This window comes from Pseudoflavonifractor sp. 524-17 (assembly GCF_009935845.1).
Lineage (GTDB): Bacteria > Bacillota > Clostridia > Oscillospirales > Oscillospiraceae > Pseudoflavonifractor_A.
In genome coordinates, this window is sequence record NZ_QWEK01000047.1 from 1 (window position 1) to 14,094 (window position 14,094).

General features: G+C 58.9%; 11 protein-coding genes. 3 read left to right on the forward strand and 8 right to left on the reverse strand.

Annotation, left to right across the window (positions count from 1 at the left end; translation table 11 throughout):
- Window positions 1-64: 64 nt before the first annotated feature.
- From D1159_RS14770 to D1159_RS14800, 7 genes are all read right to left on the reverse strand, one after another.
- On the reverse strand, window positions 65-592 hold the full coding sequence (locus tag D1159_RS14770) for a hypothetical protein (protein WP_202621106.1): 528 nt from the start codon (window positions 590-592) through the stop codon (window positions 65-67).
- A complete protein-coding gene (locus tag D1159_RS14775; protein WP_161846422.1) occupies window positions 585-2,414 on the reverse strand; it encodes a Mu transposase C-terminal domain-containing protein in 1,830 nt (609 codons plus the stop codon). Before D1159_RS14775 ends, D1159_RS14770 begins: the two co-directional genes overlap by 8 nt.
- Window positions 2,401-2,748, reverse strand: a complete 348-nt coding sequence (locus tag D1159_RS14780) for a hypothetical protein (RefSeq protein WP_161846423.1) — start codon at window positions 2,746-2,748, stop codon at window positions 2,401-2,403. Before D1159_RS14780 ends, D1159_RS14775 begins: the two co-directional genes overlap by 14 nt.
- A gap of 451 nt (window positions 2,749-3,199) precedes the next feature.
- A complete protein-coding gene (gene ppdK / locus D1159_RS14785; protein WP_161846424.1) occupies window positions 3,200-5,833 on the reverse strand; it encodes a pyruvate, phosphate dikinase in 2,634 nt (877 codons plus the stop codon).
- Window positions 5,834-5,978: 145 nt separating this feature from the next.
- Window positions 5,979-7,112 carry a DHHW family protein gene (locus tag D1159_RS14790; RefSeq protein WP_161846425.1) on the reverse strand — a complete coding sequence of 378 codons (1,134 nt, stop codon included), beginning with the start codon at window positions 7,110-7,112 and terminating at the stop codon, window positions 5,979-5,981.
- Window positions 7,113-7,128: 16 nt separating this feature from the next.
- Window positions 7,129-8,532 (reverse strand): MBOAT family protein, encoded by a 1,404-nt coding sequence (locus D1159_RS14795; protein WP_161846426.1) that lies wholly within the window; start codon window positions 8,530-8,532, stop codon window positions 7,129-7,131.
- Between the two features lie 68 nt (window positions 8,533-8,600).
- Window positions 8,601-9,341: a DUF4358 domain-containing protein gene (locus D1159_RS14800; RefSeq protein WP_161846427.1), complete on the reverse strand. Its 741-nt coding sequence runs from the start codon at window positions 9,339-9,341 to the stop codon at window positions 8,601-8,603.
- A 245-nt stretch (window positions 9,342-9,586) separates the two neighbouring features.
- Between D1159_RS14800 and D1159_RS14805 the strand changes: the two genes are divergently transcribed.
- The 3 genes from D1159_RS14805 to D1159_RS14815 all read left to right on the forward strand — a co-directional run bounded on the left by D1159_RS14805 (window position 9,587) and on the right by D1159_RS14815 (window position 12,728).
- Window positions 9,587-10,762, forward strand: coding sequence for an NADP-dependent malic enzyme (locus D1159_RS14805; RefSeq protein WP_161846428.1), 1,176 nt, complete (start codon window positions 9,587-9,589; stop codon window positions 10,760-10,762).
- A 16-nt stretch (window positions 10,763-10,778) separates the two neighbouring features.
- Complete coding sequence (locus tag D1159_RS14810; RefSeq protein ID WP_161846429.1) at window positions 10,779-11,168, forward strand: NifB/NifX family molybdenum-iron cluster-binding protein; 390 nt, start codon at window positions 10,779-10,781, stop codon at window positions 11,166-11,168.
- 93 nt (window positions 11,169-11,261) lie between these two features.
- Window positions 11,262-12,728 carry a S41 family peptidase gene (locus D1159_RS14815; protein WP_161846430.1) on the forward strand — a complete coding sequence of 489 codons (1,467 nt, stop codon included), beginning with the start codon at window positions 11,262-11,264 and terminating at the stop codon, window positions 12,726-12,728.
- A 138-nt stretch (window positions 12,729-12,866) separates the two neighbouring features.
- Here the strand turns inward: D1159_RS14815 and D1159_RS14820 are convergent, their stop codons facing one another.
- Window positions 12,867-14,024: an S-layer homology domain-containing protein gene (locus D1159_RS14820; RefSeq protein WP_161846431.1), complete on the reverse strand. Its 1,158-nt coding sequence runs from the start codon at window positions 14,022-14,024 to the stop codon at window positions 12,867-12,869.
- Window positions 14,025-14,094 lie beyond the last annotated feature (70 nt).

The following is a 14,094-nucleotide window of genomic DNA, read 5'->3' on the forward strand; positions in this document are numbered from 1 at the left end:
TTTTGTCCACTCCTTATTCTCTTGATTATATACCCAATCCTTGAGAATGGGGTGTCAACTTTTTTTATACCACATCAACTTCATCTACCTTCCGAAGTATCTCCAACAGCAACCCTTTGACAGAGGAATCAAAGGGACATTGAACACAGATGCAGGGAATGATCTTTGTATAGGGACTGTCCACCTCAATGATTCGATTTTCAGTAACCAACGTGATTGCCCTGCTGATAGCAGAGGATTTTCCAATGCCAGAAGCCCCGATGATGGTGAAGCTATCGGAGCCACCCATGATGCCGCTGTACTCCTGCTGCATGATGGCCTTGAAGTTCTGGTTCTGCTGCTGGACTGCCAGCTTCGTACCCTTCTTCTGTAATGACCGCATCAACGCCAGATAGAGCTTGCTGTAAATCTCTAAAGACATTTGATTAGGAACATACACCCGGTAGAGGTCAGAGAGTGCCATGAGACGAACAGGAGCATCAGCATCACAGATAGCAACATCATACTCCGGCAGCACTTCCAGAGCAGACAACAACTCACTCCCTGATTTCATCGGTGGCAGGATACGGATAACATCAGACAGATTACTCATGGCTCATCCCCTCCTTCATGTAGTCCCGGTGATTCTTTGCCTGCTCTCGTCTCCTGGTACTACGGATATTCTTCATGTGAACATCACCACGGCCAGCACCACTACCTACAATAGCTTCAATGTGCTGGGCAAGGTTGATCTGAGCCTGTAGATTATCCCTGACTGCATCTCTGGCAATGACCTTCTGGCTCTCTTGTAGCTCCTGTACTGCTGTCAAATCCTTGCCCTGGTAACGAGATTCTATAATCGTGAACTCAATGTAAGAACCATCTTCGAGTATCCATACAGATGTCACATCTTCTGGATTGTAGGCTACAGTCACATCACCGCCAGATAGGTACTGCTCAGTGTATCCTTCACAGTGATACCGCAGCTTGTTCACCTTTAGCCCTGACCGACTGAACTTACCTGTAGTCCTCGGCAGGAGGGTAAGCATCAGCTCTCTTTTCCCAATGCTGATGAGATTGGCCCCAATTTGGGATTTTCCCCAATTCCAGATTTGGGAGGCATAGGGCTTCACCTGAGATGTTATCATGTCTTCAGTATAGGGGAAGCTCTCAACAATTCGCTGAGAATTATAGTAGATGATGCAATGCAGGATGATCTTCTCAAAGTCAGCCATGGTCAGACAGGCATCCTTCCGGTAGTCATGAGCACCACGCTCCTGATAGTCAGGCTCAATGACACCTTTGCCCTTCAAATGCTTCTTGTAACTTTCCTGTATCAGATCAAAGAATTTCTCCACCAGACCTTTCAACTCAGGTCTATAGGATGGAAGATTGACAACCTTAACACCTAGCTCTGCAATCTGCTCAAAGTTCCCTGATGTATACTCACTTCCCATATCGGTGACAAATATAGCCGGGAGCATATCACAGTCCCAATCCTCTTTCTGAATGGAGACACCAAACTTCTGACACCAATCTACCTTGTCCGATATAATGTTCAGCATTAGTCCTCGGAGGCTATACACACCACCTTCCCACGAGAGAGAGTATCCACAACATAGGCCACTGTAAGCATCGACACAAGCCGTCAGAATTGGTCTACCTACCAGACTTCCAGTATCATTGACAAGGTAAATATCGCAGACAGTAGCATCCAGCATCCCCATACCAACAGCAGGTGCAAACTCCTGTACCCCTTCACCAGTCAGAGGACGATTGTTCCTCTGATAGTTCTTCAACCCATCCCTGGAGATATAGAAGTTCTGGAGGTTCCTTGTCTTACGATAGAAGTATCGGAACTGGTAGTAGGACGGGTATTCCTCTGCCAACACTCCCAAGGCATCACAATACTTCCCCTTGAGCATCATTGTGTAGGCTGTCATGAGAGATTGTTTCTTCGTGGTGTAGAAGAACTTATTCAACGCCCATCGGATGTTCTTCTCATCCTGGGTCAGTTGACGATCATCATTCCTACGCCTAGGAGCAAGAGCAGCCACATCCATGTAGGACAGATACAGACAGAGATAGCTTCTGATGGTCTGCTTCGACACCTCATGTTCCTCAGCCGCAGAGCCAATCAGCCGGGAACGCATCCCATCATCCGCAACGAAGGACAGGATAGGAGCAATCATTGTGTACCTCTCGTACATGACCTTCCTCTGATCTGCATCCAGATTGTCAACACCCACCATGGCAACCCCGGTAGCCTCAGACAGTTCACCACTGGTACACTCGGAGTACAATTCCAGAGCCACCATATTGACCCATATGGGCATCGTCCTCTTGATACAGTCGATCACCAGAACCCTGCCATCCTGTACTTCCAGAACTCGGATGATGGTATTACCAGACCGGAGCAGATCATACTTCTTCATCAATGACCACACCCCAATCCGTGACCCCATGCCTGAGCCAGTAGTCCCTAGAAGCATCCAGTAGCTTTACCGTCAGAGGTTTCATCAGGAACTTGCGGAATACACACTCCCTGACCATCAGATCACCATCTGCCTTGGTGCATACAAAGTCAGAGGTATATTCCCCAACCTCCAATCCGTCCAGCAGGACATTACACCTGATCTCAACAACCTCATCACTGGCTTGCAGCAGGTCAGCATAGGCATACTGGATAGCATCATACGTCCTACACACTTCAGCACACTTACCCAACACCCGCTTCTCACATCGACCCTTGAAGTTCTTCTTCCTCATGTTGATAGTCCTCCCCTGTGGGAACACTCTGCTCCAGTTCCCCAAAAGCAGTCCCCAAAAATGAAGTCAACTCAATTTGGAGGAATTGGGGCCTGTGCTTTTGGGATAGCTGACTTGCTCAAGTCCCCTGTTTGCAAGGGTTTCAAGCCTGTTGCCATTTCCCCCAAAATCCAATCTGGGAATATCACCATGTCGTAGGGCAATGTGATTTATCCTGTAAGGGGCAAAGTGTTTTATCCACCCGGCCCTTGGGCCGGACGCCCCTACTCCATGGTGATATAGCGTAGAATGTTCCTAAAATCCTTGTGTTAGGCAGGGAAAGGATAGTCCAAAGGACAAAAAAGTGACCCCCATCCAAAGGATGGCAGGTCACTTTTTTCTATGGCGTAGGCTAAGTGTTATTGCCCTATACAGGATAAATCACAATGCCCTACGACAACAACGGATATTCTTATCGGGGATGCTTAATGGCGGCTTGGGCGGCAGCCAGGCGGGCGATGGGCACGCGGAAGGGGGAGCAGGAGACATAGTTCAGGCCGACTTTGTGGCAGAACTCCACACTGGTGGGATCGCCTCCATGTTCGCCGCAGATGCCCAGATGGATGTCGGGGCGGGTAGTGCGGCCCAGCTTGGCGGCCATTTCCACCAGCCGGCCCACGCCGTTGGCGTCCAGGTGGGCGAAGGGGTCGGACTCGTAGATCTTGGTGTCATAGTAGTAGCTGAGGAACTTGCCGGCGTCGTCCCGGGAGAAGCCGAAGGTCATCTGGGTCAGGTCGTTGGTGCCGAAGGAGAAGAACTGGGCCTCCTTGGCGATCTCGTCGGCGGTGAGGGCGGCACGGGGGATCTCGATCATGGTGCCCACCTCATATTTCATGTCCACGCCGGACTCGGCGATGAGCCTGTCGGCGGTGGCCACCACCACGTCCTTGACAAACTTGAACTCCTTTACCTCGCCTACCAGAGGGATCATGATCTCGGGGACCATAGTCCAGTCAGGGTGCTTCTTCTGCACCGCCAGGGCGGCGTTGATGACGGCGGCGGTCTGCATTTCGGCGATCTCCGGGAAGGAGACGGCCAGGCGGCAGCCGCGGTGGCCCATCATGGGGTTAAACTCGTGAAGAGATTCGATGACGGTGTGGAGCTTGTCCGCGGTGATGCCCATCTCCTTGGCAATCTCCTGAATGTCCTCCTCCTTGGTAGGCAGGAACTCGTGGAGCGGGGGATCCAGGAAGCGGATAACCACGGGCTGGCCCTCCATGGCCTCGTAAATGCCCTCGAAATCCCCCTGCTGGTAGGGCATGATCTTGGCCAGCGCCTTCTTGCGGTCGTCCACGTTGTCGGCCACAATCATCTCGCGGATGGCCTTGATCCGCTCCCCCTCGAAGAACATGTGCTCGGTGCGGCACAGGCCGATGCCCTGGGCGCCGAAGTCAAAGGCCTGCTTGGCGTCCCGGGGGTTGTCGGCGTTGGTGTACACCTTGAGCTGGCGGTACTGATCCGCCCAGGCCATGAAGCGGCCGAAGGGACCGGAAGAGGGGTCGGCGGGCACGGTGGCCACAGCCTCCCCATAGATGTTGCCGGTGGAGCCGTCAATGGAGATCCAGTCGCCCTCGTAATAGGTCTTGCCATCCAGGGTAAAGCACTTGTTGGCGTAGTCCACGGAGATCTCACCGCAGCCGGACACGCAGCAGGTGCCCATGCCCCGGGCCACCACGGCGGCGTGGGAGGTCATGCCCCCCCGGACGGTGAGGATACCCTGGGCCACCTGCATTCCCTCGATGTCCTCCGGAGAGGTCTCCAGCCGGACCAGGAGGACGTCCTCCCCGCGTTGGTGCCACGCCTTGGCGTCCTCCGCGGTGAAGACCACCCGGCCGCAGGCCGCGCCGGGGGAGGCGGCCAGACCCTTGCCGATGACGGCGGCTTTCTTCAGGGCGGCAGGGTCGAACTGGGGATGGAGCAGAGCGTCCAGCTGCTTGGGCTCCACCCGGAGCACCGCCTCCTTCTCGTCAATCATGCCCTCATCCACCAGGTCCACGGCCACCTTCAGGGCGGCGGCGGCGGTGCGCTTGCCGTTGCGGGTCTGGAGCATGTAGAGCTTGCCGTTCTCAATGGTAAACTCCATGTCCTGCATGTCCTTATAGTGCTGCTCCAGCTTGTTGGCGATGGAGGCGAACTGGTCGTACACCTCCGGCATCTCCTCATGGAGCTTGGAGATGGGGGAGGGGGTGCGCACACCGGCTACCACGTCCTCGCCCTGGGCGTTGATGAGGTATTCACCAAACAGGGCCTTTTCGCCGGTGGCGGGGTTGCGGGTGAAGGCCACGCCGGTGCCGGAATTGTCCCCGGAGTTGCCGAAGACCATGGACTGCACGTTGACAGCAGTGCCCCAGTCGTAGGGGATCTCGTTCATCCGGCGGTACACATCAGCCCGGGGGTTGTCCCAAGAGCGGAACACGGCCTGCACCGCCTCCATCAGCTGGACTTTGGGCTCCTGGGGGAAGTCCACGCCCTTTTCCGCCTTGTAGAACTCCTTAAAGCGGCGGACCAGCTCCTTCATATCGTCTGTATCCAGCTCCACATCCTGCTTGACGCCTTTTTTCTCCTTCAGATCGTCGATGATCTCCTCAAAACGCTTCTTGGACAGCTCCATAACCACGTCGGAGAACATCTGGATGAACCGGCGGTAGGAGTCGTAAGCAAAGCGGGGGTTGTTGGTAAATTTGGCCAGACCCTCTACCACAGTGTCGTTAAGACCCAGATTCAGAATGGTATCCATCATGCCGGGCATGGAGGCCCGGGCGCCGGAGCGGACAGAAACCAACAGGGGGTTGCCGGCATCGCCGAACTTCTTGCCGGCGATCTCCTCCAGCTTGCCCATATAGGTAAAAATTTCCTCCTGAATTTCAGGGGCAATGGCGCGGCCATCCTCATAATAGCGGGTGCAAGCCTCCGTAGTGACAGTAAAGCCCTGGGGGACAGGCATACCCAGGCTGGTCATCTCAGCCAGGTTGGCGCCTTTGCCGCCCAGCAGCTCCCGCATGCTGCCGTTGCCCTCGCTGAACTGGTAAACATATTTGTGACCCATGGTGATCGTTCCTCCTAATAAATGAATCCTTTGGCATTATATCATTTTACCTATAAAATGCAAGTATTATAAAGTAAACTATAGATTTTTGTCTCCAAATCGGAAAAATACAGGCCCACTCTTCAGAAGAGCGGGCCTGTGTGGCCTATCGGGCGATCCAGACCAGATTGCGGTCGCTGACAAAATTGGGAACACTGTAGAGCACCAATGCCTGGTCAATCCCCTGCTCCTGGATATAGCCAGAGATGGACAGCTTGGAGTAACGCAGGTCCAGCAGGTGGATTTCAGAGAAGTGGGGGGTAAGGAAGGGGACCAGACTGTCGGCGTAGGAGTCCCGGATAATCAGCAGCTTGGGTTTATCGGTGTGAGGGGTGCGCACCACGCCCAGGGACTGGTTGCCACCCAGGAACATGGAGTATTTGTCCTTGACCGAGAGATAGGAGGTGTCGTAGAGCGCCCGGGGCTCCTCCACCGGGGTCCCCTTGCTGTCATAGGTGAAGGAGGTCACGGTGATGCCATCCTCGGGGACATAGGTGTCAATGGCGTCCGGCGCGATCCAGCGCACGCCGGAGGAGGAGAAGAGGGTTCCGTAAAAGTCCGCAGACCGGGTGGTCTTGGTGTACTGGGACAGGGAAACCGGCGTCTTCCCCAGGGCGCCCATAAGAGCGGTATAGCCGTAGTAGGCCCCCAGGCTGGTCCAGTGGTGGTCGGTGCGGTAGTAGATGTCCTCCCCGCTGTGGGCGGTGAGGGCGGCGCGGGTATCGTACCAGCGCACATCCGGCAGGGCGGCGGCCTGCTGGAGGACAGCGGTCTGGCTGGCGTTGGGGGCCCCGGCGGGGAGGCGGTCCGCCCACACGTCCGCCGCGCTGGGGATCAGAGAGAAGTAGACCGGAATGTCGGCCTTGGCGGCAAACTGGTTCACATAGTTCAGATTGGCGGTGAGCTGGGTGGAGTCCGGGGCGTCAAAGCGGGCGATGAGGGCGTCCCCTTTGCAGAAATAGACACCATTGTTCTCCTGCTTGCCCATTGCCTTTTCTGTGCGGGCCTTCATGTCCACCCAGATGTCCCGGCCGGGGAACTGGTCGGTGACATAGGCCTCAAAGCTGGACATAAAGGAGCCGTTTAAAACCGTCTTTACCGTGGGGGAGGGCAGCTGCTCCAGGGTGCGGTTTTCCAGGGGGGAGAAGGCCCGGTCCGGGGTAATGGCCCCCGCCGCCAGAAAGACCGTCAGAAAAGCGCAGAATAGGGCGGAGATAAAAATGCAATATTTTTTGCTCATAAAGACCTCCAAACGATCAGAAACGGAAATAAAGGAAGGGGTTATAGGTGGCATCCACCAGATAGGCGGTGGACAGAACCAGCCCCGCCAGAAGGAGGACGGGGAGCAGGACCAGCCGGGGAGTCTGCTTGAGCCGGTTCCACGCCTGGGCGCCCAGAGGGAGGGCGGCGGTGCAGCCCACCGCCAGCATGGGCAGATAGGAGCGCAGATAATACCAGACGGTCCCATCGGCCAGCCCCCCTTTGGCCGCGCCGAACAGGGCGGCCAGGTAGACCCCCATATGGCTAAAGTCCTCCACGGCGAAAATGGCCCAGCTCACCAGCACAAAGAAGAGGGTGTACAGGTGCTGGAGGGGGCGGGGCAGCCGCTCCAGCCAGGTCAGAAGGAAAAATTTTTCCGCGATCAGCAGTGCGGCAAAGTAGAGCCCCCAGAGGAGAAAATTCCAGCTTGCCCCGTGCCAGATGCCGGTGGCCGCCCACACCACCAGCAGATTAAGGAACAAGCGGCCCCGGCCTACCCGGCTCCCCCCCAGGGGGATGTAGAGGTACTCCCGGAACCAGGATCCCAGGGAGATATGCCACTGCCGCCAGAACTGGGTGATGGACCGGGCGGTATAGGGGTAGCGGAAGTTGGGGGAGAACTCAAAGCCCAGCATCCGCCCCAGGCCGGTGGCCATGTCAGAGTAGCCGGAGAAGTCAAAATAGAGCTGGAGGGAGAAGGCCCAGATGCCCAGCCACGCCCCGGCGGTGGTGAGCTGGCCGGCCGGCATGGCCTTGTACGCGTCCCACAGCATTCCCAGGTTATTGGCCAGCAGTACCTTTTTCGCCAGACCTACCACGAAAATCTGTACCCCGGCGGCGAACCGCTCCGGGGAGTGGGTGCGTTTCTCCAGCTGGCGGTCCAGATCCTTGTACTTGATGATGGGGCCGGCGATGAGCTGGGGAAACAGGGTGACAAAGGTGCCGAAGGTGATAATGTTGCGCTGGCACCGGGCGTCCCCCCGGTAGACGTCGATGGTGTAGCTCATCGTCTGGAAGGTGTAGAAGGAAATGCCGATGGGCAGGCGGATGTTCAGCACCGGCATAATATGCACTCCGGCGGCGGAGAGCGAGCGGGCCAGAAAGTCCCAGTACTTGAAGAAAAACAGCAGCGCCAGATTGAAAAAGACCGATGAGGCCACCGCCAGCCGGGCCCCCCGGTCGTTCCCCCTGCGCTTGCACCGGGTGACCAGAATGCCATGGGTATAGTCAATGGCGATGGAGGCGAACATGATGAGGATATACCGGGGCTCCCCCCAGCCGTAAAAGAGCAGGTTGAACAGGAGCAGAACCCCATTGCGCCAGGACAGAGGGGTGATATAATAGATCAATAGGACGGCAGGCAGGTATAAGAAGAGAAAATAGACACTGGAGAAAACCAAGGGCACACCCTCCCACAGGAAAAATCAGGGCGTCCGGCCGGACGCCCTGACATTATACCCGATTTTATTTACTTTGTATAGGTATTAAATGCGGTCACGGCGGCATCAGCGTCCTCGCTGACCACGAAGAGGATATAGTTCCCGTTTGTCACCAGTTTGTAATTCTTCACCAGCTCGTACTGGTCGGGGAGATACTGACGCCACTGCTCATCCAGGCTGGCCTGGCGGGACTGGACGCACGCCTTTACGGCATCCATCTTGCCGTCCTTTACCTCAGCAATAAAGTACTCGGTGGCCTTGACATTCATCAGGGGGACTTTGCATAAGTAGGACTCCAGATCGCCGGTGCTGATGCCGTAGACGGCCAGGAGGGTCTCGTCGTCCAGATCCATAAAGCTGTCTCGGGCCTCGGGATGAAGGCCGTTGTAGATGTCGTTCCACACCGACTGCACCGGGGAGACCTCCGGGGCGGGGGCGGGCGTGGCAGAGGGCGCCGCAGGCGGCGTGGAGGGGGCCTGGGTGGGGGCGGGCTTCTTGCTGGGCTGGGTCTCAGGGGTGGAAGTGGGCTTGGATTCCGGCGTAGCGGAAGGGGCGGGCGCCTCCGGCTCAGCGGAGGGCTCCGGCGCCGCTGTGGGGTCGGTCTCCGGCAGCTGGGTGGGAAGCACGGTTTCTGTGGGGGCGGGGGTGTCCGACACCGCCGGCTCAGAGGCGGGCGGCGTGGGGGTGGGGTTCGCCGTGCCGCCGCAGGCGGTCAGAAGACTGAGGGAGAGCGCGCCAGCCAGTGTAATGGTAAGCATACGATGATTCATATTCGCAATAACTCCTATTCTAAATACATTTTGGAATCGGACGCAGCGCCTTTTGCCTGCGTATATTCCCTTTGACGTGGACGAAATCAAAAAGTTCCGGGGAAAGATAAAATTTATTCTACCAGAGGCCAAAGGGGACCGCCTGACCTTGCGCTCCCCCGGCGGTTCGGTATATAATGAAGGCAAAGCGCCCCAGAAATTTCCGGGGCACGCGGATCAAATCTGGTGTGAAATGAGGCAATCATATGGACTACGCAAAGGAATCCCTAAAACTCCACGAACAGTGGCGGGGCAAGCTGGACACCGTGCCGAAGATGGCGGTGGACAGCAAGGAGGCCCTCTCCCTGGCCTACACCCCTGGGGTGGCCCAGCCCTGTCTTGAGATTCAGAAGGACCCCGACAAGAGCTATGAGCTCACCGGGCGGTGGAATACGGTGGCGGTGGTCACCGACGGGTCCGCGGTTTTGGGGCTGGGAGACATCGGCCCGGAAGCGGGAATGCCGGTGATGGAGGGGAAGTGCGTCCTGTTCAAGGCGTTCGGCGACGTGAACGCCGTCCCCCTGTGCATCCGCAGCAACGACGTGGACGAGATTGTCAACACGGTCCGTCTGCTGGCCGGGTCTTTTGGGGGGATCAATCTGGAGGACATCGCCGCCCCCCGCTGCTTTGAGATTGAGCGCCGGCTGAAGGCCTGCTGTGACATCCCCATCTTCCACGACGACCAGCACGGCACCGCCATTATTGTGGCGGCGGCCCTGCAAAACGCCCTGAAGCTGGTGGGCAAGGAGATTGGGGCCGTCACCGCCGTCTTCTCCGGCGCGGGCGCCGCCGGCACGGCGATCTTCCGCCTGCTGCGGTCCATGGGGCTGAACAAAGCCTATATATGCGACCGGAAGGGGATCCTGTGGAGGGGCCGGCCGGACCTGGCCTCCAATCCGGAGAAGGCGGCCTTGGCGGAGATCACCAATCCAGAGGGAAAACAGGGGTCCCTGGCGGACGCCCTGGCGGGGGCGGATGTGTTCATCGGCGTGTCCGCCCCGGGCTCCGTCACCAAGGACATGGTGCGCGCCATGGCCCGGGATCCCATTCTCTTCCCCATGGCCAACCCTGTGCCTGAGATCATGCCGGACGAGGCCAAGGAGGCGGGGGCCGCCGTGGTGGGCACCGGCCGCAGCGACTTCCCCAACCAGATCAACAATGTGCTGGCCTTTCCAGGCATCTTCCGGGGCGCCTTTGACGTCCGGGCCAGCGATATCAACGAGGAGATGAAGCTGGCCGCAGCCAAGGCCTTGGCCGATCTGGTGGGGGACGAGCTGCGGGCGGACTATATTGTCCCCGCGGCCTTTGATCCCCGCGTCCGTCCCGCCGTGGCCAAGGCCGTGGCGGAGGCCGCCCGGAGGAGCGGCGCGGCCCGCGTTTAAAGCAAGGAGGAGAATCATGAAAATCGCGGTCACCTATGAAGACGGGGCCATCTTTCAGCACTTTGGCCATACTCAGCAGTTCAAGTTCTATGACGTGGAGAACGGACAGATTACAGGGGAGCAGGTGGCAGATACCAACGGCAGCGGCCACGGCGCTCTGGCGGGATTTTTGTCCGCGCACCGGGCGGACGTGCTGATCTGCGGCGGCATCGGCGGCGGCGCCCGGGACGCCCTGGCCCAGGCGGGGATTCAGCTGTGCGGCGGCGTGTCCGGCCCAGCGGATGAGGCGGTGCGTGCCTTCCTGGCCGGCGTCCTGTCCTACAGCGCCGCCCCCAACTGCTCCCACCACGGCCACAGCTGCGGCGAGGACAAACACGGCTGCTCCGGCGGACGCTGCGGCGGCTGATCGCGGAGCGCAGGCAAGAGATCCGGCCAGACGGCGTCCAACGGTTATGAATGCAGGTTCTAAGCTCAACTTCACTGAGAAAGGCGGATGACCATGACAAAATACAAGAAGCGGGCCTTAACCGCTGTCTGCGCGCTGGCGCTGGCAGCGGGGACGGCAATGGCCTCCAGCGTGTGGACCACCCGCACCCTGGAGGCCCAGTACGGGGACATTAAAGTGACCGCCGCGGGCCAGCCGCTCACCCTTGTGGACGCCAGCGGCGCGCCGGTGGAGGCCTTTGCGGTAGACGGCACGGTCTATCTCCCCATCCGCGCGGTGGGGGAGGCGTTGGGCAAGGAGATCATCTGGGACAACAGCACCCACACGGTACACATCGGCCGGTCCCCCTTTGTGGAGGACGCCAGCCAGCTTATTGAGACGGTGGAGTCTGTCCACCCCGCCTTCGCCCAGGACGCCGTGCCGGAGGGGTACGAAGCCGCCAAGGCCGCGCTGCTGGCCCAGGCGGAGGACCCAGACTGCACCATGGCGGACTTTACCTGGTCCGCCATGGCCTGTCTGGCCGCCCTGGGGGACGGGCACACCCGTCTGGATCCCTTCGGCGGCGTGGCCCAGCCCTCCCTTGACGTGGCGTGGCGGGCCGAAGGCGGCGGCCTCTTCCTCACGGATGAACAGGGCGCCCTCACGTCCACGCAGGTCATTGCCATCGGCGGGGTGCCTGTGGAGGCGGTTTTCGCCACAGTGGACCGCTATGTGGCGGCGGAGAATCAGGCCGGAAGGGACTGCAACCACACCGCCTGGTCCGCCTCTCCCGCCCTGCTGAGGAAGGCGGGGGCCGCCCTGGACCGGGAGGGCGCCACGGTGCTGGACTTGCTGGCCGGCGGCGTCCCCGCTACGGCTGAAGTGGGGCTGCGCCAGCCCCAGGCCCAGTCTGCCCAGCGGGTCATCTCCACCCAGTGGATGGGGGACGTGTTCTATGTAGACTTTAACCAGTGTGTGGACACGCCGGAGTTTCAGGACGCGGCGGCGGAGCTGCGCCAGGCGGTCCAAGACGGGGGCAAGGTGATTGTGGACATCCGGGGCAACGGCGGCGGCAATTCCGCCACCTGCGGCCAGCTGCTGGAGGCCATGGGCATGTCCGCCCCCAGCTACGGCGCCTATGTCCGCTACTCCCCCCTGGCCCAGAGCTTTTATCCCCAGTTCTACGACCAGACCTCCGGCCTGGATTATGTTCCCCCAAACCCCTCTGCCGCCAAACAAAATCCAAAGGTGCAGCTGGTGGTTCTCACCGACGAGGAGACCTTCAGCTCCGCCAATATGCTGGCGGTCTTTGTGCGGGACGGCGGACTGGGCGCCCTCATCGGCCGGTCTCCGGCCAACCGCCCCAGCCACTACGGGGACATCCTCCCCTTCCAGCTGAACCACTCCGGGCTCTTCTGCACCGTCTCCCATAAGCAGTGGATCCGTCCCAATGCCGCTGATGGCTCCGATACCCTCGCCCCTGACCGCCTCACGGCCCCTGGCGAGGATTCCCTCCAGGCAGCGCTTGCCTCTTTTTCCTGAGAGAAAAGGGCAATTCACCTTGGGGGAACCCTGACGGCTTCCCTTCAGATTTTGCGTTTTGATACGCTGAGCGCCCCCCTCTGCGGGAGGCGCTCTTTGCGCGGTTTTTCAAGCAGACGTTTGACCTGTGGGCCGGTTCTATTTCAGATTTTCCACCATCCGAACCGCAATGGCCAGGGCCTGCTCTCGCGTGGCATTGGCATAGCCCTCAGCCTCCTGGGCGGAGGTCATATTTTTAGGGGCAAATTTGTTCCCAGGAATCCCGTTAATAATTCCGTTGGCAGCCATAAAGTACACGCTGTCCTGGGCCCAGCCGGAAATATCGCTGTCGTCGGCGAAGGGCGCGGGCATGGTATAGGGCAAGGTGAACTGACTGTCGGTATCAATGGTCCAGCCAGGCAAAGTAATGCGCTTGAACACGCGGGTGAGCATGGCGGCGGCCTGCTCCCGGCTGAGCAGAAGGTCCGGGGCAAAGGTGTCCGGGCTAATCCCTACGGCTATATTGAGGTTGTACGCCTTGAGCATCTCTGCGTCGCCGCAGTCGGTAAAGGGATTTTCTACGGCGGGAATCGCCTTTACGCCAGTGAGGGCCTCATAGGTCTTGACCGACACAGCCGCAAATTCCAGACGGGTAATGGGTTCGGTCATCACGGCCCCCTCCAGAATCTCCGGGATGAGGCCGTATTCCTTGGCCCTGTCGATCTCATTCTCCGCCCAGTTGCTGGTGACGGGCTTGGAGTTGAGGGCCAGCACCGCGTCAATATCCGCGCCGGGCCACCTGCTGTTGGACTTGTCCACGTCGGTAAGCCGCACATAGCGGAAGCGGCTGCCCTCAGGCACTTTGCCGTTAATGTCCAGCCCGGCGGTGGAGCCCCGGGCGGTGCCCACGTCGTACCAGGTGGCCAGGTCGCTGCTGACCTCTACCTTGGTAGCCTCCATCTCTTCGCCCACCTCAAAGACGTAGATATCATCTCCCTCGCCGTCCACAATGTTTACGTTGAACTCCACCACCAGAGAGCCGCCTGCGCCCAGGCATAGATTCGTAGGGCTGTCTTCACCGGCGTAGTCGGGCTGTCCCAGCACGGTGGACGGATCCTGGTTGATCTGGATGTTTGTCCAGGGGTTGCCGGGGGTAAACTCCACCACCCGGGTGGCGAAGGAATACTCCCCGTCCTTGACCGTAATCTGGCTGCCTGTGCGGTCGGTGAAGGTATAGTCCGCCGCGTGGGCTGTGGGAGTCAGTGCCGGCAGGGTACACAACGCCAGGGTCAGGGTCAATAGCTGTTTTTTCATCATGCTTCCTCCTAAGAAAATTTTTATATCTCAACGGTATGTGCCGTTGGAAGCGGCATCCTTTTTCCCGGCT